We start from the raw sequence: 26,793 nt of genomic DNA, 5'->3' as shown, positions 1-26,793 counted from the left end.
TTGTTGCGTTCTACACCCTCAGGTAGTTTCCTTGGGCCACGCATACATGATTTCGGTCGTTTCCCCCGGCGCGTGCTTCCAGTGGAACTGGAGGCGACCGCTCTGCCAATGCACCTCGACTTTGGTGAAGAGCTGCCGCAGGATCGTGTTGATCAGCGCCAAGTCTCGCGGTTCCTCCGCCTCAGCCGCGTCGACCAACTGCCCTGCGGTCACCTGAACGCGGTTCGTGAGGGTGTCCGCTATGCGCCTCTCAAGGTCCGCGATGGTGCGCCGGATGTCCTCCCGCGCCGCTTCGTGCCGCCTTAAGCTTTCAAGCAGGGCAGACGAGTGTCCCGTCCGTCCGATGGCTTCCACAATCCTGTCTATCGCATCATCAATCCCGCCTTCTGTCGCGGTCGCCTGCTCCAACTCCGCCTGCAACGCCTCATCCGTCGCGGGCAGCGATGCATTCAGCCATCCGGCGTTCCCGATGATCGCTTCTTCAACGTCTTCAATCCGAGCCTGTCGGTACTCACAGCCGGCCCCGGCCTTAGCCCTGGTGCATACCAAGTATGGCCTGCCGCCCTTCTTGCCGCCCTTGTTCACTCGGGTCATGGTCGACCCACATCCCGGGCACTTCGCGAGCCCTGCGAGGATATTTGCCGGCCCCCCGCCGTTGCTCTCCTTGACGCTCCGGCCGCTGGACAAGGCGTTGACCCTATCAAACGTCTCTCGGTCGATTACGGCCGGGAAATACCCCTCCACGGTGTCGGTCGGGATGCGCCGCTTCTTCGCGCCGACAGTCTCGACGCGGTGGGGTGTGAATGCCCCGGTGGTCGAGGCATCGGCCAGCATCTTCTTGATGTAAGTTCGGTGCCAATGGCTGCCCCTGCCGAACACTGGAACGCCTTCCCTGTTGAAAGTCTCCGCGATGGCGTGTTGCCCTTTGCCGGCCAGCGTCATGGCGAACACCCGGCGAACAATATCGGCCCGCTCCGATATCAGCTCGTAAGCCGTCCGGTCGTCCCGAAGGCGCAACCATCCAGGGCAAAGGGCGGTCAGCGGCCGTGTCGCCGCGTTGCGACGCTTATTTGCCCACGCCTCCCCTACCCGGCGTCCCTTCTTGGCGCTTTCTTCGTTCGCCCTGGCCGCCACCAGAAGCGCGACCATGAGCGCCGTGGGGTCGTCATCCAGAACCTCCTCCGTATACACCCGCCCGTCATCAAGGGTGACGACTGTGATCCCTGCATCGCAAATCCGCTCCAGCACCTTGACCGCTTTGCGGGGCTTCTGTCGGCTCAATCGATCGAGGCTCTCAACAAGAAGGTAGCTTCCCGCCTTGATGTCCTGAAACTCCACGGCGGCTAGGAACTCGCCCAGCCGGCCCGCCTCATTCGCGCCCTTGAATGCCGACACGCCGCGATCCTCGAACGTCAGCTTGTCATCTAGGTCGAGGCCGTGCAGCGAAGCGTACCGCTCAGCCGCCTCTGTCTGTCGCCGGAGGCTATCGCCGCGCTCCTGCTCAGGTGTCGAGAAGCGGACGTAGGAGTAGGCTTTTGGTCGATTGGTGAGTGCGGCTTGGGGGGTATGCATTGTCATGGGCTGGCCTTTACAAGAGGTGAGGGTCTTCTGTCCATAACATGCTCATGGTCGGACCGCCGGGGTCGGGAAAATCGATGCTGGCGCAGCGGCTGCCGTCGATCCTGCCGCCGCTGGCACCGAAGGAATTGCTCGAAGTGTCGATGATCGCCTCCGTCGCCGGCGAGCTTGGCGAAGGCAAGCTGACCGACCGGCGGCCGTTCCGCGCCCCGCATCATTCGGCCTCGATGGCGGCGATGGTCGGCGGCGGCATCCGGGCGCGGCCGGGCGAAGTGTCGCTTGCGCATCACGGCGTGCTGTTCCTCGACGAGTTCCCCGAATTCACGCCGCAGACGCTCGATGCGCTGCGCCAGCCGCTGGAGACGGGCGACTGCATGATCGCGCGCGCCAACCACCGCGTCACCTATCCGGCGCGCATACAACTGGTGGCGGCGATGAATCCGTGCCGGTGCGGCATGGCCGGCGAGCCCGGCTATCGCTGCCTGCGCGGCGAGCGCTGCCGCACCGACTACCAGGCCCGCATCTCGGGTCCGCTGCTCGACCGCATCGACCTCAGGATCGAGGTGCCGGCGGTCTCGGCCAGCGACCTGATCCGGCCCGACCGGGCGGAAAAGAGCGCCGACGTGGCGCTGCGCGTGGCGCGTGCCCGCACCCTCCAGCGCGAGCGCTTCGAACGGCTCGGCGTCACCAGCGCCACCACAAACGCGCATTGCGCGCCGGCGGTGATCGAGGAGATCGCCATGCCCGATGCGGCCGGCCTGTCGCTGCTCAGGGATGCCAGCGAAAAGCTCGCCTTCTCGGCGCGTGCCTATCACCGCGTGCTGAAGGTCGCGAGAACACTGGCCGATCTCGACGCCAGCGAGACCGTCGGCCGCATTCACTTGGCCGAAGCGATCTCCTACCGGATGAGTTCGGAGCGGGTGGCGCAGGCGGCGTAGAGACTACGCATAGCCGGCCTATATCCAAGACGGGAATAGTTGCCGATGGAAAATCCTAGTTATCCACGGTACTATTACAGAATGGATGCTGCATCATAGCGTTTGAAAGATTGCCCGATCCGCCATCCCGTTTGGGGCGCTTGTGACCAAACTGCATGCCATTTCTATGCAAGAGGCCTCCACAAGTTGGACATTTCGGAGCAGTGGGCAATGCATCTCGAATGAATGCTGCGCCTTTTACGTCGCGCGAGAACGATCCGCCCTCAAGATCGAGTTCGCCGGAACTTGTAATTAGAAATTCGAATTCCGGCATTTCCCTGAGTATTTTTGCGACATCTGACGCAGAGAATCCCTTTGTCAAATGCTCTACTATTGCCTTGTAGAAGGCAATGGCGCGGGGTCTGCTGCGAACGCCGCTTCCTAATTTCCTGACCGCTTCGCTCATGCCACGGTTCGCCATCAGAAATTCTTCAAACTTCGCTCTGATCTTCGTGAAGGTAAGGAAATCATCCGTTCCCCAGTCCCGGAACAGCGAAAGGAATGTAAGAAGTGAAGATGCCGAAAATGTCCCATTTCGACTGTAAAAATATAACGCGGGATGCAAGCCAAGTGATGAGGCGTGGGTCGAGCACAATCGCCAGATTGCCGCTCTTACCTTTACAAGATAATCAACGGTCCTGACTCCATCTTGATCAACGTCTAGTGGTTCTTCCTTGGTTGCTCCCTTGTAGCTCGAGTCCCTAACTTGAACTCGATTGGCCAAATTCACCAGGTCGAAAACTAACGGTAAAGCTTGCGGTCCGTAGCCTTGTCCTGCGGGCGGTAAATCAAGTGTTTTGATTGGTAGAGATATCGTGGGCTCGAACAGCAACGCTGATATTTCACGGCCAAGGTCCTCGATTTCCCTTTGGGACTCTTCAGCGAATTTCTTCCAATAATTGTGGCCGGTGCCAGCCCTCAGGATCGCTCGAGCTGCTAGGGCTGTTGAGGAACGTCTGGCGGCGAGGATACGGCGCTCTGTCGCGTCTATCTTCGTGCCTCCTTGATTGATTCGGAAGAAGGCTTTCTCCGCCTTGTCGTGGTCGGCGTTTCTAATCCATTGAGCTGGAATCTCTTGCCATCCAATTCTGGCCGCTCTCTCAGCAATATCTGGGCGGGAATTCTGCGGATACTCGATAGCCATTTTGTGATCGGCATATGAGCCAATTGATAGCGCCACCAAGTCTCTCGTTCTTCTCGCTGCTATCTGCTGATCGTCCGGAATTGCATTCTGAAAGAAATGCCTGGAAACCTCTCCGTCGCCGTAGTCGTTGTGAACCCATGCAACAAGAGCGCTAAGGCGATGCGCACCATCTATGACAAAAACATTCTGCCCTGCTCGCCACAGGATAACTGCAGGGATCAAATCCTTGCGAGCAAACGTGCCAATGAGATCAGCAACCTGTTCTGGACTCCAATTCGCAGTTTCTCTTTGAAAATCGGGCTTCCGCAGTGCGGGATAAAGAAAGCCTTTCGGTTCTAGCCCCGCGATAGATAAAGAACTTATGTCTTCGCCTACCTCACCGGGAGCAGCCAAATCCTCTCGACGGATGAGTGCATCCAAATTTACAATGTTGGTTGTCGCAGCAGCCATAGAGTCGTCCTCCCCAGTGAGCACTTACCTCACTTTCAGACGACAGAACAGCTGTACGAGTTTGCATAACTTATAGTGATAAGGGAACTCTTGGTATCCGCGGCCTATTTCTGCCGCGCCTTCAGTTCCAGCCGCCGCGCGTGCAGCACCGGCTCGGTGTAGCCGTTGGGCTGGATGCGGCCCCTGAAGACGAGGTCGCAGGCGGCCTGGAAGGCGACGGAGCCGTGGAAATCGGCGGCCATCGGCCGGTAGAGCGGGTCGCCTTCGTTCTGCTGGTCGACGATATCAGCCATGCGCCTCATCGTTTCCATCACCTGGTCGGCCGTACAGACGCCATGGTGCAGCCAGTTGGCGATGTGTTGCGAGGAGATGCGCAGCGTGGCGCGGTCCTCCATCAGGCCGACATCGTTGATATCGGGCACTTTCGAGCAGCCGACGCCCTGGTCGATCCAGCGCACGACATAGCCCAGAATGCCTTGCGCGTTGTTGTCGAGTTCCGCCTGGATATCGGCCGGCGACCAGTTGGGCCGCACCGCGACGGGCACCGACAGGATGTCGTCGAGCTTGGCCTTCGGCCGGCTCTTCAGCGCCGCCTGGACGGCGTGGACATCGACCTTGTGATAATGGGTGGCGTGCAGCGTCGCCGCGGTCGGCGAAGGCACCCAGGCGGTGTTGGCGCCGGCCTTGGGGTGGGCGATCTTCTCGGTGAGCATCGCCGCCATCAAATCCGGCATCGCCCACATGCCCTTGCCGATCTGGGCATGGCCGGCAAGCCCGCATTCCAGCCCGGTGTCGACATTCCAGGCCTCGTAGGCGGAAATCCAGGCGGCCTGCTTCATGTCGCCCTTGCGGATCATCGGACCGGCTTCCATCGAGGTGTGGATCTCGTCGCCGGTGCGGTCGAGGAAGCCTGTGTTGATGAACACGACGCGCTCCCTGGCGGCGCGGATCGCCTCCTTGAGGTTGACGGTGGTACGCCGCTCCTCGTCCATGATGCCCATCTTGATGGTATTTTTGGCCATGCCGAGCAAGGCCTCGACGCGGTCGAAGATCTCGACGGCGAAGGCAACTTCCTCGGGCCCGTGCATCTTGGGTTTCACGACATACATCGAGCCCGCGCGGGAATTGGCGCGGCGGCCGTTCGGCCCGACGTCGTGCAGCGCGATCAGCGCGGTCATCGCGGTGTCCATGATGCCTTCCGGCACCTCGTTGCCGTCGCGGTCCATTATCGCCGGATTGGTCATGAGGTGGCCGACATTCCTGACCAGCATCAGTGAGCGGCCGGGCAGCGTCACCGTGCCGCCATTGGGCGAGGTGTAGGACCGATCGGGGTTGAGCTTGCGGACGAAGGTCCGGCCGCCCTTGGTGATCTCTTCGGCCAGGTCGCCCTTCATCAGGCCGAGCCAGTTGCGGTAGACGACGACCTTGTCCTGCGCATCCACCGCCGCGACCGAATCCTCGCAGTCCTGGATGGTGGTCAGCGCCGATTCCAGGATGATGTCGGCGATGCCGGCCGGATCGGTACGGCCGATCTGGTTGTCGCGGTCGATCAGGATCTCGATATGCAGGCCGTTGCTGACCAGCAGCACGGCTTGCGGGTTGGCGGCATCGCCGCGAAAGCCGACGAACTGCCTGACATCGGCAAGCGTGGTCGAGCCGGCGCCGGCGCTGAGCCGCAGCGCGCCATTGGCCAGCGAAAGGCCGTTGACGCCGGCCCATTTGCCCGATGTGAGCGGGACCGACTGGTCGAGGAAATCCTTCGCCCAGGCGACGACTTTCGCACCACGCGCGGGGTTGAATCCCTTGCCCTTCCCGGCGCCGTCGGTCTCGGGAATTGCGTCGGTGCCGTAAAGCGCATCATAGAGCGAGCCCCAGCGGGCATTGGCGGCGTTGAGCGCATAGCGCGCATTCATCACCGGCACCACAAGCTGCGGCCCGGCGACGACGGCGATCTCGGGATCGACCTTTTCGGTCGTCACCGAGAAGGCCGGGCCTTCGGGGACGAGATAGCCGATCTCCTTCAGGAAGGTTTTGTAGCCTTCCATGTCGACCGGCGCGCCATTGGCGCGATACCAGTCATCGAGCTTTTCCTGGATAGCGTCGCGCTTTGCCAGCAGTGCCCGGTTCTTCGGAGCGAGGTTGTGGACGATGGCCGAAAAGCCGTTCCAGAATTTATCCGGATCGATGCCGGTGCCCGGAGCGGCCTCGTTGACAACGAAGTCATGAAGTTCGCGGGCGATCCGCAATCCGGCGATTTCGACGCGATCGGTCATCAGGCTGCTCCAGATGAAAGGCTTTCGCGGGCCTTTGGCATGTTGGGAGTGCAGGGTCAATTCAGCTTAGGGTGAGGCAAGGCAAGGAATCCGGGTTAACGGTCCCTTCGGAGCCTTCGTCGGCGCGCTGTTGATGGAGTAGGGGACGGAAAACCCGCCTGTGCGGCGGATCCCTGGCGCAACTCAGCACCATAACCAGATATCTACCATAGTTGCCTTCACCCTGTCAAGAAAAAATTCCTATTATGAGAAACTGGCACAGCGGGACCGGCCCGTCGTCAGGTCTTCGTTAACCCGAGTTCGGCCCTGGGTGGAGGGCGTCTTTCGTCGCCGGTGACGCTGCCGATCTTCCCCTTGTGGGAGAGATCGCTCACAGACTCACACCGCGATCCGTGGCCTGCCCGAAGCCACCGCCACCACATGCGCCTCGATGAACATACGCTGGGCTTCGACGGTGGAGACGCGGAATTCGGTCGCGACATCGATTTCGGCGCTGTCGGTGCCGGCATCCCTGGCGCGCTGCGCCGCGATGCTGCGTACATCGGCCTCGGCGGCCGCGATCGCCGCCGCCTCGTCGAGGAAATCGCGCACGGTTTCGCCCGAGGCAAGACGGAACAGACCTTCCTTGGGCTGGCTGACGCGCGCCTCCGCCGATACTCGGACCTGGCCGACAACGGCGCCGAGCGCGTTGGCGACATCGGTGTCATCAGGCACCACGCAGTCATTGCCGACCAATGGCGGGAGTCCGGCATAGTGCAGCGGCGCCGAGGCGCCGAGGCCGATCACCGGCCGGTCGAGGGCGACGCTCAGGCGCGCAATGCCGGGATGCGCGTCGACGGCGCGCTGCACCAGCGCATGCGCCACGGTGGCCGCGCCGTCGAGCCCGTCCTCGGCGAAGGCGGTTTCGAGGATATATTCGGCCGACCAGCGCGTCAGCGCCGCCAGCACGCGCTCCGAAATCGCCTCGGGAGAGGCCGCGATCGCCTGGCCGCGGCCGTCGCGCTTGCGCGCGAACAGCTCTGCGCCGAGGCGGGCGGCGGCGGCATCCCAGTTCGCCTGCTTGCCAAGCACATGCGCCGCATCCGACGGCGTGAACCCTGAAATGTGCACCAGCCCGCGCGATACCAGGCGGTTCAAGGTGGCGTTCTGGGCATTCGAGGTCAAAAGCCTGTCGAGGGGCAAGGGCAGTGCGCCGATCGCTTCGTAGAGCCTTGCTTCCGGAGCGGTCAGCCCGGCGGCAAGATGGTCGGGCACGCCGGTGCGCACCGCGAAACGGCCGTCCATGCGGCCGGTGTTCGGCGCGCGCAGCTGGCGCTCGAGTTCCGCCAAAACGGCCTCGCGATGCACCATGCCGGCCAGCGCCAGCGGCACCAGCCGGCGCGGTCCGAGCAGGAGCCTGGGGTTGAGAGCGCCGTCTTCCAACGCCACTTCGGAATCGCCGCCGAGGCCGAAGGTGCGCATGGCGACGGCCTCGACCATGGTGCGGAAGCCGCCGACGGTGGCGCCTTCCGGATCGAGCCGCGGCCGTCCCTTGTCGAGCACGGCAACGTCGGTGGTGGTGCCGCCGATGTCGGAAACCACCGCGTTTTCCAATCCGGTCATGTGGTGCGCGCCGACCAGGCTGGCGGCCGGGCCGGACAAAATGGTCTCGATCGGCCGCTGGCGGGCGAACGCCGCCGACACCAGCGCGCCGTCGCCGCGCACCACCATCAGGGGCGCCGCGATGCCGCGCGCCTCGAGAAAGCCTTCGGTCGCCGCCACCAACCGGTCGATCATCGAGATCAGCCGGGCGTTGAGCAGCGTCGTCAGCGCCCGGCGCGGACCGCCGAGCTTGGCCGACAATTCATGGCTTGCGGTGACCGGCAGGCCGGTTTTCTCCCGGATCAGCTCGCGGGCGGCGATCTCGTGCGCCGGGTTGCGGGTGGCGAAATAGGCGCAGACGGCAAAGCCCGAGACCGAGCCGCCGAGTTCGGACAGCGCCGCCTCGAGACCGGACAGGTCGAGCTTGGCGGTATTGCCGTGCACATCGTGGCCGCCAGGGCAGAACACGACCGGATCGGTGCCCAATGCCGCCTTCAGCCCATCGCGGGCAAGGTCCGCCTCGGAAAAGCCGATCATCACCAGCGCGACGCGGCCGCCCTGGCCCTCGACCAGCGCGTTGGTGGCAAGCGTCGTCGACATGGAGACAAGCTTGATGGCGGCCGGATCGGTGACCGCTTTTTCCAGAACCGCGTCGACGGCGCCGGAAATGCCGACGGCGAGATCGTGCCTGGTGGTCAGAGCCTTGGCCTTGGCCAGCACCTTTCCCTTGTTCGGCCCGCTCTGCGGGCCTTCGGTTTCGGACCACAGCACGGCATCGGTGTAGGTGCCGCCGGTGTCGATGCCGAGGAAAAGAGGTTTTGGCTTGGTCTTGGTCATTTCTGATGATTGCCCGGCTGGCGAATTTATTCTGGCTCAGCCCTTAGCCGATGCATGGCTGACGATAAAGCCGCGAGCACTGGGCCACGGTAGAGTGCAATCTCCCCACGAGGGGGAGATTGCAGCTTCATCGGCAGCGTCGGCGACTACCCTACGAACCCGACCTTCTTATGCGACCCATCGCAATACGGCTTGTTCGCCGAATGGCCGCAGCGGCACAGGAAGGCGCGTTGCGTGCGGTCGACCGTGTGGCCGGTGCCGGTGACGATTTCCATATTGCCTTCGAGCTTGAGCGGCCCGTCTTTCGTCGGCGTAACCTTGAGTGGCCCGTCGCGCGCGTCCAGCGCCGGCGTGTCCTTCAGCGCCGGCTCGCCGGTGGCGGCAAAACCTGATTTGCTGTGGCTGCCGTCGCAGAACGGCTTGTTCTGCGACGCGCCGCAGCGGCAGAGCGTGGCGCGGTGGAACGTCTCGCCGTCGAGCATAATCTCGGCGTGGACGGCCAGCGGGCCGTTTTCCCTGATGCGCACGGTGTTGACCACCGGCGGCCTTTCCTGCGGCCCGCCATCCTTCCTGACATAGGTGATGGCGCCTGACGGGCAGCTTTCGGCAATGGCGACGATCTTCTCGACGCTGGCCGCGTCGGGATGGATCCACTCTCCCGGCGCGTTCGGCACGAAGACATGCGGATCTCCCAGCACGCAGTTGCGCGAATGGATGCAGCGCCGGCCGGCAAAGCCGACATCTATCTTCTCGCCCTCGACCGGACCTGCCATCGCCTTGCTCCTGTTGCCTGACGCACGCCGCCTGGATGCGCGTGCTTTGGGTGCTGCCCTTGCAGGCTATGCCCCAGGCAGGAAAAGCGTCAAGCTGGCAAGCCGGTCAGGGAACCAGTTCGATCTCCTCGGTCTCGCCGCCGCTGCAGGTATAGCAGCAATCGTCGCATTTTTCCTTGTCGCCGGGGCCGACGCCCCAATAGGTGCCTTCGTCGCCGTCGACCCAGGCGCCATAGCAGATCGATTCGCCCTCGTCGCAGGAGACCGGCAGTTGCCTGGTCTCGCCGTCATCGAGGTAGAAATCCTTGCCGTTGCCCGGCCACACATAGTCGCGATCCTGGCTGTAGAGCTCGATGCGCATCGCATTGGGATGGCTGTTCTTGATGGCGAAGGTGACGTCGCCGGCATGGGCCGACGGCACCAGCAGCACGGCAAGAGACAGCGCGGCCAGCGAACGGCGCGCATAGGCGTAGAACATGATATCCCCCAAAAAATAAACGGCCCGCCCGGCCGCCCCGCGGGCATGGCACGGGGCGAGCGATCGCTGAAGGGTCGACCGCGACAATCCCGGACTAATTTTGGGGCGATTGGCGCTACTCGACCAGGTCGACGGTCTCGGTCGAATGGTCCACGCAGATGAAACAGCAATCGTCGCAGGGCCGGTCGTTGTCCGGCCCGACGCCGGCCGAGATGGCGTCGTTGCCGTTGACCCACGCGCCGTAGCAGATGCGTTCGCCCTCATTGCACGAAATCGGCACCGATTTGCGTGAGCCGGGATCGATCAGGAACACCTTGTCGTCGCCCGGCCAGACCGTTTCGCGGTCGCGGCTGAACAGTTCGACCGCGACGGCCTGCCCGCGCTGGTTCTTGACGAAGAAAGCCATGTCGGCCGCCCCGGCCGAGGTGGTGAAGACCAATGCCGCGAGTGTGGCCGTGCGAAAGAGCGTCACGATCGGACCTTTCGAATCATGCCGGCAGAATCGCATGGCCGCCGCGAACTAGGAAGCCGCCTCCGCCGCGATCTGGCGTCCCAGCCGCAGCGTTTCCCGCACCAGCAGGTGAAGATCGTCGCGCCGGGTCCGGTGGTTGGTGATCGCCACGCGCAGGCAATGCTGGCCTTGCACCGTCGTGTCCGACAGTGCCGCAATGCCTTGTTCCTGCAAACGCAGCATGATCTCCGTGTTGAACCGCTTAAGCTCCTCGCCGGACGCCCCGGCAAGCCGATGCCGGAAGCAGACGATGTTGATCGTGGTCGGCGCCATCAGCACCAGCGACGGCTCGGCCTCGATCAGTCCGGCGAGATAGGCCGCTTGCGCGATGTTCTGATCGATCAGGCGGCCGAATTTGTCGACGCCATGCTCCTTCAGCGCCATCCATATTTTGAGCGCGCGAAAGCCGCGCGACGTCTGCAAGCCGTAGTCGTGCAGCCATTCGCCGGAGGCGAGACCACGCGGCGTCGATTCCAGATATTCGGGCGTCACGGCGAAGGTACGGCGATGCGCGACGGCGTCCCTGACCAGGGCGCAGCCGGCCTCGAACGGCGCGTGCAGCCATTTGTGCGGATCGAGCGCGATCGAATCGGCCCATTCGACGCCGGCGACGCGATGGGCGTTCTGCGGAGCGATGGCGACCAGGGCGCCGATGCAGCCATCGACATGGAACCAGAGCTCTTCCTCATGCGCCAGTTTGGCAAGCGCCCGCAGGTCGTCGATCGCTCCGGTATTGACGGTGCCGGCGTTGCCGATGACGCAGGCCGGCTTGAAGCCCGCCTGGCGATCCTCGGCAATTGCCGCCCGCAAGGCAGCGATGTCGATGCGCAGCCCGGCATCGGTCGGTATTCGCCGCAAGGCCCGGTTGCCGAGGCCGAGCGCCTCCATGGCTTTGCGGTGACAGGAATGGAGCTGGTCCGAGCCATAGTAGCGCAGGGGCTTCTCGATGGCGGCAACGCCGTGCTCGCGCACGTCGATGCCGGCCTTGACGTTGCGCGCCACCGTCAGCCCGATCATGTTGGCCATCGAACCGCCGCTGACCAGCGTGCCGCTGGCCGAGACGGGAAACCCCAGCATTTGCTTGCACCAGTTGACGACCTGGCAGTCCATCAGCCCGGCGGCATGGTTGCCGCCGCCGAGGTTGGAACCCTGGATCGCCGCCAGGAAATCGCCGAGCGCGCCGGTGAAGTTGCTCGAGCCCATGTACCAGGCCCAGAAGCGAGGATGGATGTTGCCCATCGGGTATGACATCACGGTGCGGGAGACCTCGCCATAGACGGCGGCCAGCCGCGCCGGCGTTCGCGGCAGGGGTGCGGCGAAGACCTCCCTCACGTCAGCCGGCACGTCCCGCCAGACCGGACGGTCGCGCACGTCGCGCAGATAGTCGACGGCATCGTCGATGACCCGATGCGACAGGGCCTGCACATCGGCCCAGTCCAGGGGGTCAAGCGTCTCCTCGGCCACAGTGCCAGGGGTTTCCTGCGCGATGTCCATGACAGCCTCCCCGTCATGCCGCCGGGAACTGGCAGCCGGGCGTCGAGCGCGACAGCGCCATCTCGTCGGCGTCCATCTCGGCCTCGATGCCGTCGAACAGCGGCGTCGTCATGTAGCGTTCGCCGGTGTCGGGCAGCATGCACAGGATCACCGATCCGGCCGGCGCGTTCTGCGCGACCTGTCGCGCCACGGCGAAGGTGGCGCCGCCGGAAATGCCGGTGAAGATGCCTTCCTTCTGCGCCAGCGCCTTGGCCCATTTGATGCCTTCGGGCCCGGCGATCGGCATCACCTCGTCATAGAGGCCGGCGTCGACCGCTTCCTGCAGCACGTTGGGGATGAAATCAGGCGTCCAGCCCTGGATCGGATGCGGCTCGAAGGCCGGGTGGCTGGCGGCGGGCGCCCCGTCGGCACCGCGCTGCTGCGCCTTGCCGCTGCCGATGAGCTGGGCGTTGGCCGGCTCGGACAGGATGATGCGGACATCCGGCCGCTCACGGCGCAGCACGCGCGCCACGCCGACGACGGTGCCGCCAGTGCCGTAGCCGGTAACGAAGCAATCGAGCCGCGAGCCGGCGAAATCATTGATGATCTCGCGCGCCGTCGTCGCCTCGTGGATGGCGGCGTTGGCCCTGGTTTCGAACTGTCGCGCCAGGAACCAGCCATTGGCCTCGGCCAGCTCTACGGCCTTCTTGTACATGCCGAAACCCTTTTCGGCGCGCGGCGTCAGCACCACCTTGGCACCCAGCATGCGCATCAGCTTGCGGCGCTCGACGGAAAAGCTGTCAGCCATGGTGACGACCAGCGGATAGGCTTTCTGCGCGCAGACCATGGCGAGCCCGATGCCGGTGTTGCCGCTGGTGGCCTCGACGATGGTCTGGCCCGGCTTCAACGCGCCGCTGCGCTCGCCCTCCTCGATGATGTTGAGCGCCAGCCGGTCCTTCACCGAGGCAGCCGGGTTGAAGAACTCGGCCTTGACATAGATCGTCGCGTGGGCCGGGCCGAGATTGTTGATGCGGATGACCGGCGTGTCGCCGACCGTGTCCAAAATGCTGTCGAACAGGCGGCCGCGGCCGGCCGTGGTTCTGATTCTTGCTTGCTGCAACATATCTGTCTCCTCATCTGTGTTGGTGCCTTGCGGTCACGGGCCGGTTACAAACCGGCGGCTTGGGCGGCGAGGTTTCGAGACCTTGCCGCGCTAGGGTCGCTCGAGGTGCCGGCAATGCGGCTGCCCGCATCCCGGCGCGCAACTCGCAACCGGGTGCGTTCATGCCGTGTTCGGTGATAAAACGAGGGCCGACCGGCCAACGTGGGAGGAAGCGTGGGAGCAAGCGTGGAAATGCACGTGGAATCCGCTCGACCGAGCCTGGATCGCGGCAAGCCCGCTCTTGCCGTGCGCCTGCTCGGCCCGTTTGCGGTCGTGCGCGACGGCGTGCGGGCCGAATTGCCGGCATCGCGCAAGCTGCGCGCGCTGCTTGCCTATCTGGCGCTGGCGCCGCATCCGGTAGGACGCGCTCGGCTATGCGAGCTCTTGTGGGATGTTCCGAACGATCCCAGGGGCGAGTTGCGTTGGTGCCTCAGCAAGCTTCGCGCCGTCCTCGACGAGCCGGGGCACCGTCGGGTCGAGACACAGGACGACACGGTCGCATTGCGCCTCGACGGCTGTTTCGTCGACGCGCTGGAGGTTAGCGCCGCCGCCGCGCAAGGGATCGCCTCGCTCGACGCGGAGCGCCTGCGATCGCTGTCGGAACTGTTCGCCGGCGACTTTCTCGACGGTCTGGAGCTAGACCGCAGCCCGTTTTTCGAGAGCTGGCTGGCGGCGCAGCGCCGCCGCTTCCAATCTTGTCACGCCGCCGTGCTGGAGCACCTTGTCGCGGCGCTTCCGCCCGGTTCGGAGGCGGCAGCAGCCGGTCTCGACCGGTGGGTGGAGCTGGCGCCGTTCGACGGCCGCGCGCATCTGGCGCTGCTCACGCATCTGGCCGGGCGCGGCGCCATCGGCGCGGCCGAGCAGCATCTGACGGCGACGGGGCAATTGTTCCAATCGGAAGGGCTGGACTTCGGACCGGTGCGCGCGGCCTGGCAGGCGCTGCGCGACAAGCCGATTGTAGATCGGCCGTCGGTAGATCGGCCCGCTGTAGATCGGCTTTCGGCGCAGCCTGTCGGCATCGCGGCATCGCCGCCGTCGCCCGCTCAGGCGGGCGTGGAGCCCAGCCACGCGTCGCTGGCGGTGATGCCGTTCGTCGAAACTGCCGGCCCTTGCGGCACGCGCGGCGGGATCGCCGACGGCCTGACCCATGACATCATCACGCGTCTGGCCAAGCTCAGGGATTTCTTCGTCATCGCGCGCGGCTCGGTCTTCGCGCTCGCCGAGAAAAACATCGCGCCGCAGGAAGCGGGGCGGCAGCTGAATGTGGATTATGTCGCCACCGGCACGGTGCGCACCCTGGCCGGCCGCGTCATCATCGCCGTCGAGCTCATCGAGGTTCGCACGGCCAGGATCGTCTGGGCCGAGAGCTTCGAGCGCCGGGCTGACGACCTCTTCGGCGTGCTCGACGATATCGGCAACGCGATCGTCTCGTCTATCTCGGCCGAGATCGAGACGGTCGAACGCAACCGCGCGATGCTGAAGGCGCCCAACTCGCTCAACGCCTGGGAAGCCTATCACCGCGGCCTTTGGCATATGTACCGCTTCACCCAGCCGGAAAACGAGTTGGCGCAGCACTTCTTCGGCGTGGCGACGGCGCTCGACCCGACCTTCGCCCGCGCCCATGCCGGCCTGTCCTTCACCCATTGGCAAAGCGCTTTCCAGCGCTGGGGCGACCGCGACCACGAAAGCGCGCTGGCCTACGAGACAGCGGGGCACAGTCTCCTGGTCGACGAACAGAACCCTGCCGCGCACTGGGCGATGGGCCGGGCGCTATGGTTGCGCGGCGAACAGGACGGGTCGCTCTTCGAATTGGAACGGGCAGTGGAGCTTAGCCCCAATTTCGCGCTTGGCCACTATGCGCTGTCCTTCGTCCACTCGCAGTCCGGCGATCCGCAGGCGGCGATCGGCTCCTCCGACCATTCGCGCCATCTCAGCCCCTTCGACCCGCTGCTGTTCGGCATGCTGGGCGCGCGCGCCATGGCGCATGTGCGGCTCGGCCAGTTCGAGGAAGCGGCCGAATGGGCGCTGAAGGCGGCGGCGCGGCCCAATGCCCACGCCATCATCCTGGCGATCGCGGCACACTGCCTGGCGCTGGCCGGGCGGCTCGACGAGGCACGCAATTTCGCCGCCGCCATCCGCAAGGCGCTGCCGGACTACCGCGCCGACGATTTCATCGGCACGTTCCGGTTCGAAGCAGATGCCGAGGCATTGTTCCGGCAAGGCGCAAAGCGGATCGGATTGAACTGAATCCGCGCAATTTCCGTCGATTAACGATTTCGGAAGTGGTTGTTTAACCGTTCGTCGCTATGTCAGCGCCCGGAGGGGCATGACAGAGAGTGTATGATGAGCGACAGCCCTGACAAGCGCAATGAATGGCGCGCCATTCTTTACGTGCAAGCCCGCGTGGCGGTTCTTTTCGTCCCGGTCGTCGCCAGCCTGCTGATCATCGCCGCACTTGCCGGCAACGACCGCAAATCCGTCCCAGCCGTCGACCGGACGGTAACGGGATCGGTGCGATAAGGGCACGGTCATCGACAGCGCACGTTTCCCGAGAGGCGTGCGCATGATGTCGGGCAAGTCCCTGCGGCTTTCCGTTGGCAGGAATGACCATGCGAGCGATCGTGCACCCAACAAAAAAGCCCGGACGAGCCGGGCTTTTTTGTTGAGTCTCCGAACCTTCGAACGGTTCGAAACGGGAAAAGATGGTGCCCAGAAGAGGACTCGAACCTCCACTCCTTGCGGAACACGGACCTGAACCGTGCGCGTCTACCAATTCCGCCATCTGGGCTGGTGCGGGCTCAATAAGCGGGCAAGCGGTGTGTGTCAACGCGGTTTTTGGAACATGATCCCGAAAGGTGGGACCGGCTTTCACAAAAAGATCATGCCCGGCCAGAGCCGCAGCCTCTGACTGCCGGCCCCGGACCGGTCAGCCGTCCAGCACTTCCTTCGAGGCCACGGTGGAATCGGCGTTGAGCGTGTAGATGACCGGCACGCCGGTGCCGAGCTCCAGCTTGACGATCTCCTCGCCCGACTTGCCGTCCAGCGCCATGATCAGCGCACGCAGCGAATTTCCGTGGGCGGCCACCAGCACCGTGCCGCCGCGCAGCACATGAGGCTGGAGGTCGTGCAGGTAATAAGGCCAGACGCGGGCGCCGGTGTCCTTCAGGCTCTCGCCGCCGGGGGGCGGCACGTCGTAGGAGCGGCGCCAGACATGCACCTGCTCCTCGCCCCATTTCTTGCGCGCGTCGTCCTTGTTGAGGCCGGAGAGGTCGCCATAGTCGCGCTCGTTCAGCGCCTGGTCGCGGACGGTTTTCAGGTCGCTCTGGCCGACGGCGTCGAGGATGTGCTGGCAGGTTTTTTGCGCCCGGATCAGCGCCGAGGTGAAGGCGATGTCGAACTTCAGGCCGCGTGCCTTGAGCTTCTGGCCGGCCGCCTTGGCCTCGGCGTGGCCCTGTTCGGTCAGGTCGACGTCACGCCAGCCGGTGAACAGGTTCTTCAAATTCCATTCGCTCTGGCCATGGCGCACGAGCACGAGGGTTCTCGACATTTTTGCTCCTCTGGGATCTGAGCAATTCCAGCAGAAGTGGGAAGCGGTTTTCTGTCCGGAATTGCATGGGATGAAAACGGTCCAGGGTCGTTTCAGGCAAGCCCGAGCACGTCCCGCATCGAGTAAAGGCCGGGCTTCCTGCCATGCGCCCACAGGGCTGCCTTGACGGCGCCGCGGGCGAAGATGGTGCGGTCCTCGGCATGGTGGGCGAGCGTGATGCGCTCGCCGGTGCCGGCCAGGATGACGCTGTGGTCGCCGACCACCGAGCCGCCGCGCAGGGTTGCGAAGCCGATCGAGCCCGGCTTGCGCACGCCGGTGTGGCCGTCGCGGACGCGCACATCGTTGCCGGCAAGCGGCACGCCACGCCCCGCGGCGGCGGCTTCGCCCAGCAGCAGAGCGGTGCCGGACGGCGCGTCGACCTTGTGCCTGTGATGCATTTCGAGGATCTCGATGTCGAAATCCCCGGCGTCGAGGGCGCGCGCGGCCTGTTCGACCAGCACCGCCAGGAGATTGACGCCGAGGCTCATATTGCCCGACTTGACGATCGTCGCATGGCGCGCCGCGGCGGCGATCCTGGCATTGTCGTCGGCCGAGCAGCCGGTCGTGCCGATGACATGGACGATGCGCGCCTGCGCCGCATAGCCGGCGAATTCGACGGTCGCAGCCGGGGCGGTGAAATCGAGCACACCGTCCGCCCCGGCGAAGGCCGGCAGCGGATCGTCCGATATCGGCACGTTGATGATGCCGATGCCGGCAAGCTCGCCCGCATCCTTGCCGAGATAGGGCGATCCCTGCCGCTCGATCGCGCCGGCGACGCGTGCGCCCGGCATTGCGTGGATGGCGCGGATCAGCGTCTGGCCCATGCGGCCGGCGGCGCCCACCACCACCAGGCCCATATCGCCCGCGGGTCTGTCGGCTGTCGGCGTTTCACTCATCTCGCGCTCCCGGCGATGCCCTGCGTCTCGATAGTTTCCGTCGGCCCTGGCGCCGGAGTTTGGATCGGCGCGCCGTCATCGACAAGCCCCAGGCCCTTCCTGCCCTGCACCCGGTGGAAGCGGGAATAGACGCTGTGCGGGTCGGCCATCAGCGAGGCATGGGTGCCCTGTTCGACCAGATGACCCTGTTCCAGCACGATGATGTGGTCGGCATTGACCACCGTCGACAGCCGGTGGGCGATGACGATGGTGGTGCGCCCCTCCATGACATGGGTCAGCGCTTCCTGGACCTTGGCTTCCGCCTCATTGTCGAGCGCCGAGGTCGCCTCGTCGAGCAGCAGGATCGGCGCCTGGCGGACGATGGCGCGGGCGATCGATACACGCTGGCGCTGGCCGCCCGACAGCGACGCGCCGTTTTCGCCGACGGGCGTGTCGTAGCCCAGCGGCTGCTGGCGGATGAAGCCGTCGGCCTGGGCCAGCCGCGCGGCCTGCTCGATCTCGGTGTCGGTGGCGGAGAGCCGGCCATAGCGGATGTTGTCGCGGATGGTGCCTTCGAACAGATAGGGCTGCTGCGAAACATAGGCGATGGAGCTGCGCAGCGACTGCTTGGTGATCTTCGAAATGTCCTGGCCGTCGATCTCGATCGTGCCCGCCTCGACGTCGTAGAACCGCTGCAGCAGCGCCACCAGCGTCGTCTTGCCGGCGCCGGAGGCGCCGACGATGGCGGTCATCTTGCCGGCGGCGGCGACGAAGCTGAGGTCCTGGAGGACCGGTGCCTCCTCGACATAGCGGAAGCTCACATTGTTGAAGCGCACTTCGCCCGTGGTGAAATTCGCCTCGGCGGCTCCCGGCGCGTCGCCCTGCTGCGGTTCGAGATCGAGGATTTCGTAGATCATGCGCGCATTGACCAGCGCCCGCTCCATGCCGACCTGCATGCGCGCCAGCCGCCTTGCCGGGTCGTAGGCCAGCATCAGCGCGGTGATGAAGGAGAAGACGGCGCCCGGCGGCTGCCCGAGGACGAGCGCACGATAGCCGGAATAAGCGATGACGCCAGTGACGGCGAGACCGGCCAGCATGTCGGAAATCGGCGACAGCCGTTCCGAAACCCGGGCGATCTTGTTGCCGCGGTGCTCGGCGCTGTTGGCGAGCTGGCTGATGCGCCGCGACAGCTCGTCCTCCATGGTGAAGGCCTTGACGATGGCGATGCCTTGCGTGGCTTCCTGCATGGCGCCGATCAGCCGCGAGTTGATCTGCACCGATTCGCGGGTGATGCGACGCACCCGGCGCATCAGATAGACAACGGTGTAGATGAGCGGCGGCCCGATCACCAGCGAGCTGAGCGACAGGACCGGATCCTGGTAGATCATGACGCCGAGCAGCCCGAACAGCGTCACCCCGTCGCGCGCGATCGACGTCAGCGTCATCGACAGCAGGTCGCGAATGCCGTTGACGTTTTCGTTGACCTGCGCCGCCAGCCGGCCCGATCTCGTGTCGTTGAAGAAACCGACGCCGAGCTTCATCAGGTGGTCGAAGATGCGGCGCTGGTAGCGGGCAACCAGATTGTTGCCGACGGTAGCCAGCGTCACCGCCTGGCCGTAGCCGGCGAACCCGCGCACGAGAAAGGCGCCCATGATGCCGGCGCAAATCCACACGATCAGATCGCCGCGCCGCTCGTAGAAGATCTGGTTGACGACCGGGCTCATGATCCAGGCGGTGAAGGCTGTCGTGGCGGACACCGCCAGCAGGCAGGCGCCGGCAAAGATGTAGGACCACAAATAGTCGCGGCCGTTCTCGGCGATGATACGGCGCAGCACCGCCCAGACCTCGCCAGGGGTGGCTTTCTGCTTATGTGGAGCCTGGAGTGTCAAATCGGGAGCGCTTCGTGGTTTCCGCTTGGTGGGACCGGGCTGCACACGGCATCCCTTCTGGCGCCCCTCTTAACGCCAAGCGGCCGGCTTGCCTATGCCCGCGGCTGATTAACTTCGTCGCGGGCACCGGACCGACGCCTGGTCCGTCATGCGGCCCAGCCTAGGCCTGCCAGCGGCGGCCGGCGGTCTGGACGCCGAACAGCGAAGGGTTCCTGGCATAGGCGGCGAGGCCCAGAAGGGCCGCCAGCGGATGGGTGATGACGTAGACGGGCAAGGTGCGCATCAATTCGCTGTGCGGGGCCTTGTCCTCGAAGGCGGCGCGGAAATTGCCCTGTTTCAGCGCCGGCACGATCTTCTGCGCGATGCCACCGGTGAGAAAGACGCCGCCGCGGCTCATGAACACCAAGGCGAGATCGCCGGCGGTGCGCCCTAGGCAGGTGACGAAGATCTCCAGCGCTTCTTGCGCAACCGGATCGGTCCTGGCAAGCGCCGCTGCGGTGATCTCGGCCGGCGTGGTGAAGGGCGATGGGTTGCCGTCGGCCTTGGCCACCGCCCGGTAGACGTTGACCAGGCCGCGTCCGCTCAGGATCTGCTCGCCCGAAATGCGGCCCTCGAGCTTCTCGATATGCGGGAAAACCTCGAAATCTCTGGCAGTGCGCGGGCCGATGTCCATATGGCCGCCCTCGCCGGGCACCGGGATCCAGTGGCGCAGCGCGTGCACCAGCCCGGCGACGCCGAGCCCGGTTCCCGGGCCGAGCACCACGCGGCCGGCATCGGGCTCCGGCGCGCCGCCGCCGATCTTTTCCATGTGCTCTTCGCCGAGCGCCACGACGGCCAGCGCCTGCGCCTCGAAATCGTTGAGCACGACGATGTCGCTGAGGCCGAGGCTGGCGAACATCTGCCGGGGCTTGACGATCCACGGGCAATTGGTGAGCTCGATCTCGTCGCCGTCGACCGGGCCGGCCACCGCCAGCACCGCCGAATTGGGGCGGACCGAGGAGCGGTCGAGCACCGCCGCCTGGATCGCCTCGTCTATGGTGTTGTAACTGGCTGTCTGGACGATCGCCGGCTCGCCGGCTTCCGAATTGGCGTCGAGCACGACCGAGAAGCGCGCATTGGTGCCGCCGATGTCGCCGATCAGGATCGGGAACCGCAGCGCCGTGTCGTCGTCGCCTGTGTTTGGCATGCTTTGTCGTCCGTCCCCGGCGCCCGACGGCCCATTGCCGTTCTCCCGTTGACTAGCGCATGAGTTTGAAAAGGGAAACGGTTTTCGAAACCGATGGTGCGCACGACCGATTTATGAGCTCGAACGGCCGCGACTAGGCTGCCGCCTTGTGCTCCTCGCGGGCAGCGGACCAGACCTCGCGGGCCGCATCGGCGTTCATGGCGGCAATTCCCAAGCCGACAATCAGGTCGGGCCACGCAGAATGCCAGATCGCGGCGGTGACAAGGCCCGCGGCGATTATGGCGACGTTGGCAAAGGCGTCGTTCCGCGCGGAGAGGAACGCGGCCTTTGTCAGGCTGCCGCTGTGATGGCGGAAGCGCGCCAGCATGAACGCGCAAGTCAGGTTCACGGCCAGGGCCCCGGCGCCCGCAAGCGACAGTGGCAACGGCGACGGCGCGACCGGCAGGTTGAACTTGGCCCAGGCCGTCCAGAGCGTCGCCAACGCGGGCACCAGAAGAATCGCCGCCAGAGCCATGCCGACCCTTGCGCGGCTGCGTGCGCCCCAGCCCAGGGCGGCGAGAATGAGCAGATTGAGCGAGGCATCTTCCAGGAAATCGACGCTGTCCGCGAACAGCGACACGGAGCCGATCGCAGATGCCACGGCGAATTCGACGATGAAGTAGCCCAGGTTCAGAAGGACCACCCACCGGACGACGCGGCGAAGGCCTGTATCCTGCGTTTGCAATGCCGGCCCTCCTGCTCGCGGTATGGCGGGACTTTCAATGAACCGCGGTAAAGCGGCGCCCAAACCGATACACGAAAATCGGTTCTCGACGTCGCCGCGGTCAGTTGCCCGGCCGGGGGCGCGGCAGCGGCACACCGATTTCGGGGGTCGCCGTGAAAGCATTCAGCGAGGCCGGCAGGACGTTGGCGCCGCCGGTGGCGGCTGCCGGCTCCGCCGGCGCTTCAGGTTCCGGCGCGGCGACCGCGACCGGCACGGCGTCGCCGTGATAGGTGGCGGCCTCGACCGATGCCGGCCCCGGCGCGTCGAGCACGGCGCGGCACTCCCTGGGCAGGTTCGCCATCGTCATCAGGTCGCGCGCCTTGGGCGCGTCCGGGTTCTTGTTGGGTCGCCACGGCTCCTCGGTAAACCACCAGGCCAGCGGCTTGCCGCAGCCATCGTCGGCCGGGGTCGCTTCCTGCGCCTTGCAGTTGGGCGAGCCCGGCTGGCAGCCGATGCGCATATGGAAATGATAGTCGTGGCCCCAGAACGGCCTGATTTTGCGCAGCCAGGAGCGGTCGCCCCTGACGGTGTCGCAGAGCTTCTTCTTGATGCCGGGATTGACCAGGATGCGCTCGACCTCGGGATAGCTCGCCGCGCGCTTCAAAAGCCGCTTATGCGCCGGCGTCCACAGCGCGTCCTTCACCAGATGCGTCTTTTCGTCGACCATCAGGGTGGCGCTCATCGTCTCGCGCTGCGCCCTCGACAGCGGCCGGCGGGGCATCGGCGTCAGCCAGATGTCGGCATCGAGCCCGATCTGGTGCGAGGCATGGCCTGATAGCATCGGGCCGCCGCGCGGCTGCGCGATGTCGCCGATCAAAAGGCCCGGCCAGCCGTCGGCGACGGCATCGCGCGACAGTTTCTCGACCAGCGCGATCATCGCCGGATGGCCCCAGCGGCGATTGCGCGACGGCCGCATCACCTGCCAGGTCGGGCCGTCCATGGGGATGGCGACGCCGCCGGCAAAACAGCCCTTGGAGTAGAAGCCGAAGGATTGCGGGGCGGTCGCCGCCGGCAGTCTCTCGGCGCCGAACAGGTCCTTGGCCCGTTCCTCGGCCGTTGCCGGCCGCGCAGCAAGACTTGTGAGGGCGAACAGGCCAAAAGCCGCCGCCAGCCGTGAACGCTTGCCGAGCCGCATCGCTGTCTCCATGAACCCCCGCCGCAAACCCAAGCCCGAATCATAGCACGCAATGGACGTTGCTTCGATCGCCGGAGCGGTTCCGTTTTTCACAAACCGGTCAACCGCCCTGTTTTCTTTTCCGACGCATTCCGGACCGAAACCGTGTCACGTCTTTCCCGGCATGCGTCAGCGTTTCATCGGGCTGCGCGGCGCGCCGTCGCGCCAGTCGCCGCTTGCCCACATATGGTCGAAGGCGGCGCGGTAGTCCGGGAAGCGGAACCGGTAGCCCGTCGCCTTGAGCGCCGCATTGGCGACGCGCTTGTTCTCGCCATAGAAGGACCGCGCCATGGGCGAAAGTTGGGCGGCCTCGAAGGGAATTTCGGGCGGCGGTGTGACGCCCATCAGCGCGGCGGCATAGGCCACCACGTCCTGCGGCGGCGCCGGCTCATCGTCGGTGACGTTGAAAATGCCGCCTGTGTTGCTCCCGATCAGGTGCCACAGCGCGCCGGCTATATCGTCGCAATGGATGCGGTTGAACACCTGGCCGGGCTTGACCAGCCGCCGCGCGGTGCCGTTTTCCAGATTGACCAAGGCGTTGCGGCCGGGGCCGTAGATGCCGGAGAGCCGCAGCACCGCCACCGGCCTGCCGATCTCGCGGCCAAGCCGCAGCCAGTCCTGCTCGGCCGTCACCCGCATCACCGAGCGTTTCGAGACCGGCCGGCATTGCGCCGTCTCGTCGACCCAGGCGCCGCCATGGTCGCCATAGACGCCGACGGTGGAGAGATAGCCGATCCATTCGAGCGCAGGCATCCGCACGATCGCCGCGCGGGCGGCATTCAGCACGGGATCGCCGGCCTCTTCGGGCGCGATCGAGATCACCAGATGGGTTGTTGTTGCGAGCGCATCGCTGATTTCGTGGGTCAGCGCGCCATCGAACAGCAGCGGCGCGATGCCGGCCTGGCGGAGCGCCTCGAATTTCTCCGCTGAGCGCGTCGTGCCTGAAATCGTCGTGGCAGCATCGCTATTGGCGCGCGCAAAAGCCTTGCCCGAATAGCCGGCGCCGAAGATGAATATCCGCTTTTCACTCATGCAGGCGCCCTGGCTGGAACCGGCCGCGTCCATTCCTCGCGCACGGCCGCGTCGCTCTCGGTTTTCAGGCCGGCTGCGGCGCGTTCGGCATATTCGGCCTCGGGCACCAGCCGCGCCAGCGCCCATATTGCCGCGCCCCGCACCAGCGGCGAGGCGTCGGCGAGCAAGGCGCGCACGGCGCCGGCAAGCGCGGCATCGCGGGAATTGCCGGCGGCGATCAGCACGTTGCGGACAAAGCGGTCGCGGCCGATGCGCTTGACCGGTGAGCCGGAAAACAAGGCGCGAAAGGCCGCGTCGTCCAGCCGCAGAAGATCGGCCAGCGCCGGCTCGCGTAGATCCTCGCGCGCGGCGAGCTTGGCCTCGGACGCCACCTTGGCGAACTTGTTCCACGGGCAGGCGGCGAGGCAGTCGTCGCAGCCATAGATGCGGTTGCCGATCGCCTCGCGGAATTCATGCGGGATCGGCTCCTTGTTCTCGATGGTGAGATAGGAGATGCAGCGCCGCGCATCGAGCCGGTAGGGCGCCGGGAAGGCGTGGGTCGGGCAGGCGTCGAGGCAGGCGCGGCAGGAGCCGCAATGGTCCTCCTCCGGCATGTCGGGGACCAGTTCGGCCGTTGTGAAGATGGTGCCGAGGAACAGCCAGGAGCCGTGCTGCCGGCTGACCAGGTTGGTGTGCTTGCCTTGCCAGCCGAGCCCGGCGGCCTCGGCCAGCGGCTTTTCCATGACGGGCGCGGTATCGACGAAGACTTTGACGTCGCCTCCCGCCCGGGCCACGATCTTGCCGGCGATTTCCTTCAGCCGGCCCTTCATCACGTCGTGATAGTCGCGGTTTTGCGCATAGACCGAGATCGCGCCCCGGTCGCGCCTGGCCAACAGGTCGCGCGGATCGCGGTCCGGCCCGTAATTCATCGCCAGCACGACAATCGAACGCACCTGCGGCCACAGGTTCGACGGCTCACTGCGGCGTTGCAGCGTCTCGGCGATCCAGCCCATGGAGCCGTGGAACCCGTCCGCGACGAAGGCGGCGAGCCGGGCCGGCGCCAGCGGGATCGCATCGGGCGTGGTGACGGCGACCGCCTCGAAACCGGCGCGCCGCGCCTGCGCGTCGATCAGCGCGCGCAGTTTTGCGGCGTCAGAAGTCGAGGTCCGCATAATGCGACACCGGCGACAGGCCGCGCACCCGGTCGCTCAAGAGCGGCCGGAACGAAGGCCGCGACTTGACCCGCGTATACCATTCGCGCGCGGCAGTGTGCTCGCGCCAGTCGATCTCGCCGAGATAGTCGAGCACCGAAAGGGTGGCGGCGGCGGCAAGGTCGGCATAGGTGACCCTCGAGCCGGCCAGCCAGTGGCGGGTGCCGGCCAGCCAGTTGGTGTATTTCATGTGCTGGCGGATGTTGGCCCGCGCCGCGCGGATGGCGGCCGAATCGGGCGAGCCGCCGCCGGCGGTTTCCGGCATGACCGGCTTCAGCACGCGCTCGCGTACCAGATGCCGGGTGACCTCGCTCTCGGCCTTGTGGAGATACCAGTCGGTCAGCCGGCGGATCTCGGCGCGCTGCATCGGGTCCTCGGCGAACAGGCGCTTGTCGCGCTTCAGGACGCCGCGCGTCTCGTCGAGATATTCCGAGATGACCGTGGCGCCGACGATCGGCACGTCGCCCTCGGCCAAAAGGATCGGCAGCGTGCCGGCCGGGTTCAGCGCCAGGAACTCCTTGCGCCGCGTCCACGGCTTCTCCTCGATCAGCGCCAGCTCCTCGCCATACTCGCCGAAAGCGAGGCGCACGAACCGGCAGGAGGCGAACATGGGATGATGGAAAAGCGTCAGCATGATTCCGCGATGATAAAGCGCACTGGTGGTTTGGATTTGAAGTTCCTGTCCCCTCGACGGCATCCGCGTTCAGGAACTTCAAATTCAAACCACACCAGAACTTGAAGTTGGCAGTGTGGCTCAAAATCCGGAATTTGCGCATCGCGCTCCTCCCGGGTGTGGCGAATTCCGGATTGCCACACTGGCGAATCGCCCGGCGCACCGGTAAGTCTTGGCCGCCCGGTAAGCGGGCCGTCAGGGTGTTGCGACCTATAGGGGGAGTTCGGCGCCATGACAAGCAAGCCCTTCTAGCCCATCCCGCGAATGCCGAGGTAGCCAATGGAAAGCCAGACAATCGTCGAAGCCCTGCTGCTCGGTCTGCTGGAGGGACTGACCGAGTTCATTCCGGTGTCCTCGACCGGCCATATCCTGCTCGCCGGCCACTTCCTCGGCTTCCACTCGACCGGCAAGGCCTTCGAGATCCTGATCCAGCTCGGCGCCATCCTGGCCATTCTGAGCGTCTATTTCCGGCGCTTGTGGCAGATGCTGCTCGACCTGCCGCATGATCGGCTGACGCGGCATTTCGTCATCGGCATCCTCATCGCCTTCCTGCCGGCGGCCATCATCGGCGCGCTGGCGCATGATTTCATCAAGACCATCCTGTTCGAATCGCCGCGGCTGATCTGCATCATGCTGATCATCGGCGGCGTGGTGCTGCTGGCGGTCGACCGCATGAAGTTGAAGCCCGTCTACCGCGACGTCGAGCGCTTCCCGACGCGGCTTTACCTGCAGATCGGGCTGTTCCAGTGCCTGTCGCTGATCCCCGGCACTTCACGCTCGGGATCGACCATCGTCGGCGCGCTGCTGCTTGGCGTCGACAAGCGGGCGGCGGCGGAATTTTCCTTCTTCCTCGCCATCCCCACCATGGTCGGCGCCTTCGCCTTCGACCTGTTCAAGAACCGCAACGTGCTGACGTCGGCCGACCTGCCGATCATCGCCGTCGGCTTCGTCGCCGCCTTCGTCACCGCGCTGCTCGTGGTGCGCCTGCTGCTCGATTACGTCTCGCGCAAGGGCTACGCGCTGTTCGGCTGGTGGCGGCTGGTGGTCGGCATCGTCGGGCTCGTCGCGCTGATGATCTGGGGTTAGCAGCCCCTCTTTCCTCTCCCCCGCGAAGCGGGGGAGAGAAAACTCGCCCCCGCCTCCTGCGGAGCAGCGCACAAGTCTTGCGGATTCCAGAACACTCCGCTG

General features: G+C 65.3%; 21 protein-coding genes, 1 tRNA gene and 1 pseudogene. 4 read left to right on the top strand and 19 right to left on the bottom strand.

Annotated elements, in window-relative coordinates; genetic code table 11:
* Positions 1 to 18: 18 nt before the first annotated feature.
* The gene (locus LB532_RS03515; protein ID WP_224556350.1) at positions 19 to 1,578 is read right to left on the bottom strand and encodes a recombinase family protein; all 1,560 of its coding nucleotides are present in this window, start codon (positions 1,576 to 1,578) and stop codon (positions 19 to 21) included.
* A gap of 35 nt (positions 1,579 to 1,613) precedes the next feature.
* Here LB532_RS03515 and LB532_RS03510 point away from each other — a divergent pair.
* Positions 1,614 to 2,516 (top strand): annotated as a pseudogene (locus tag LB532_RS03510) (YifB family Mg chelatase-like AAA ATPase); the annotation flags it as partial.
* Between the two features lie 55 nt (positions 2,517 to 2,571).
* Here LB532_RS03510 and LB532_RS03505 read toward each other — a convergent pair.
* The 8 genes from LB532_RS03505 to LB532_RS03470 all read right to left on the bottom strand — a co-directional run bounded on the left by LB532_RS03505 (position 2,572) and on the right by LB532_RS03470 (position 13,198).
* A complete protein-coding gene (locus tag LB532_RS03505; RefSeq protein ID WP_140639394.1) occupies positions 2,572 to 4,149 on the bottom strand; it encodes an HNH endonuclease family protein in 1,578 nt (525 codons plus the stop codon).
* 104 nt (positions 4,150 to 4,253) lie between these two features.
* A complete protein-coding gene (locus LB532_RS03500; RefSeq protein WP_140639395.1) occupies positions 4,254 to 6,422 on the bottom strand; it encodes a malate synthase G in 2,169 nt (722 codons plus the stop codon).
* Between the two features lie 378 nt (positions 6,423 to 6,800).
* Positions 6,801 to 8,840 carry a hydantoinase/oxoprolinase family protein gene (locus LB532_RS03495; RefSeq protein ID WP_140639396.1) on the bottom strand — a complete coding sequence of 680 codons (2,040 nt, stop codon included), beginning with the start codon at positions 8,838 to 8,840 and terminating at the stop codon, positions 6,801 to 6,803.
* 146 nt (positions 8,841 to 8,986) lie between these two features.
* Complete coding sequence (locus LB532_RS03490; RefSeq protein WP_140639397.1) at positions 8,987 to 9,613, bottom strand: CDGSH iron-sulfur domain-containing protein; 627 nt, start codon at positions 9,611 to 9,613, stop codon at positions 8,987 to 8,989.
* Between the two features lie 106 nt (positions 9,614 to 9,719).
* Positions 9,720 to 10,091 carry a hypothetical protein gene (locus LB532_RS03485; RefSeq protein WP_140639398.1) on the bottom strand — a complete coding sequence of 124 codons (372 nt, stop codon included), beginning with the start codon at positions 10,089 to 10,091 and terminating at the stop codon, positions 9,720 to 9,722.
* 115 nt (positions 10,092 to 10,206) lie between these two features.
* Entirely contained in the window at positions 10,207 to 10,563 is a 357-nt protein-coding gene (locus tag LB532_RS03480) for a hypothetical protein (RefSeq protein ID WP_140639399.1), read from the bottom strand.
* Between the two features lie 48 nt (positions 10,564 to 10,611).
* Positions 10,612 to 12,096 (bottom strand): pyridoxal phosphate-dependent decarboxylase family protein, encoded by a 1,485-nt coding sequence (locus LB532_RS03475; RefSeq protein WP_140639400.1) that lies wholly within the window; start codon positions 12,094 to 12,096, stop codon positions 10,612 to 10,614.
* A gap of 13 nt (positions 12,097 to 12,109) precedes the next feature.
* On the bottom strand, positions 12,110 to 13,198 hold the full coding sequence (locus LB532_RS03470; protein ID WP_140639401.1) for a PLP-dependent cysteine synthase family protein: 1,089 nt from the start codon (positions 13,196 to 13,198) through the stop codon (positions 12,110 to 12,112).
* 231 nt (positions 13,199 to 13,429) lie between these two features.
* On the opposite strand from LB532_RS03470, the gene LB532_RS03465 reads away from it, so the two are divergent.
* Positions 13,430 to 15,484: a transcriptional regulator gene (locus LB532_RS03465; RefSeq protein ID WP_140639402.1), complete on the top strand. Its 2,055-nt coding sequence runs from the start codon at positions 13,430 to 13,432 to the stop codon at positions 15,482 to 15,484.
* 96 nt (positions 15,485 to 15,580) lie between these two features.
* A complete protein-coding gene (locus tag LB532_RS03460; RefSeq protein ID WP_181165187.1) occupies positions 15,581 to 15,757 on the top strand; it encodes a hypothetical protein in 177 nt (58 codons plus the stop codon).
* A gap of 183 nt (positions 15,758 to 15,940) precedes the next feature.
* Here the strand turns inward: LB532_RS03460 and LB532_RS03455 are convergent.
* The 10 genes from LB532_RS03455 to LB532_RS03410 form a co-directional block, all read right to left on the bottom strand.
* A tRNA-Leu gene (locus LB532_RS03455) sits at positions 15,941 to 16,025 on the bottom strand.
* A gap of 138 nt (positions 16,026 to 16,163) precedes the next feature.
* On the bottom strand, positions 16,164 to 16,784 hold the full coding sequence (locus LB532_RS03450; protein ID WP_140639403.1) for a 2,3-bisphosphoglycerate-dependent phosphoglycerate mutase: 621 nt from the start codon (positions 16,782 to 16,784) through the stop codon (positions 16,164 to 16,166).
* A gap of 92 nt (positions 16,785 to 16,876) precedes the next feature.
* A complete protein-coding gene (gene dapB / locus LB532_RS03445; protein WP_140639404.1) occupies positions 16,877 to 17,719 on the bottom strand; it encodes a 4-hydroxy-tetrahydrodipicolinate reductase in 843 nt (280 codons plus the stop codon).
* On the bottom strand, positions 17,716 to 19,587 hold the full coding sequence (locus tag LB532_RS03440) for an ABC transporter ATP-binding protein (protein ID WP_140639405.1): 1,872 nt from the start codon (positions 19,585 to 19,587) through the stop codon (positions 17,716 to 17,718). The genes dapB and LB532_RS03440 overlap by 4 nt, the downstream gene beginning before the upstream one ends.
* Before the next feature lie 160 nt (positions 19,588 to 19,747).
* On the bottom strand, positions 19,748 to 20,773 hold the full coding sequence (locus tag LB532_RS03435) for a glucokinase (protein ID WP_140639406.1): 1,026 nt from the start codon (positions 20,771 to 20,773) through the stop codon (positions 19,748 to 19,750).
* A gap of 133 nt (positions 20,774 to 20,906) precedes the next feature.
* On the bottom strand, positions 20,907 to 21,497 hold the full coding sequence (locus tag LB532_RS03430) for a cation transporter (RefSeq protein WP_224556349.1): 591 nt from the start codon (positions 21,495 to 21,497) through the stop codon (positions 20,907 to 20,909).
* Positions 21,498 to 21,597: 100 nt separating this feature from the next.
* On the bottom strand, positions 21,598 to 22,683 hold the full coding sequence (mepA, locus tag LB532_RS03425) for a penicillin-insensitive murein endopeptidase (RefSeq protein ID WP_140639408.1): 1,086 nt from the start codon (positions 22,681 to 22,683) through the stop codon (positions 21,598 to 21,600).
* Positions 22,684 to 22,839: 156 nt separating this feature from the next.
* Positions 22,840 to 23,742 carry an SDR family oxidoreductase gene (locus LB532_RS03420; RefSeq protein WP_140639409.1) on the bottom strand — a complete coding sequence of 301 codons (903 nt, stop codon included), beginning with the start codon at positions 23,740 to 23,742 and terminating at the stop codon, positions 22,840 to 22,842.
* The gene (gene queG, locus LB532_RS03415) at positions 23,739 to 24,893 is read right to left on the bottom strand and encodes a tRNA epoxyqueuosine(34) reductase QueG (RefSeq protein ID WP_140639410.1); all 1,155 of its coding nucleotides are present in this window, start codon (positions 24,891 to 24,893) and stop codon (positions 23,739 to 23,741) included. Before queG ends, LB532_RS03420 begins: the two co-directional genes overlap by 4 nt.
* Positions 24,874 to 25,566 (bottom strand): glutathione S-transferase family protein, encoded by a 693-nt coding sequence (locus tag LB532_RS03410; protein ID WP_140639411.1) that lies wholly within the window; start codon positions 25,564 to 25,566, stop codon positions 24,874 to 24,876. Before LB532_RS03410 ends, queG begins: the two co-directional genes overlap by 20 nt.
* Before the next feature lie 318 nt (positions 25,567 to 25,884).
* Here LB532_RS03410 and LB532_RS03405 point away from each other — a divergent pair, with 318 nt between their 5' ends.
* Positions 25,885 to 26,691: an undecaprenyl-diphosphate phosphatase gene (locus LB532_RS03405; protein ID WP_140639412.1), complete on the top strand. Its 807-nt coding sequence runs from the start codon at positions 25,885 to 25,887 to the stop codon at positions 26,689 to 26,691.
* Positions 26,692 to 26,793 lie beyond the last annotated feature (102 nt).

Source organism: Mesorhizobium sp. ESP-6-2 (assembly GCF_020164675.1).
Classification (GTDB): domain Bacteria; phylum Pseudomonadota; class Alphaproteobacteria; order Rhizobiales; family Rhizobiaceae; genus Mesorhizobium.
Note: the sequence above shows the minus strand (reverse complement) of the source record. Positions and strands in the feature narration are given on the sequence as shown.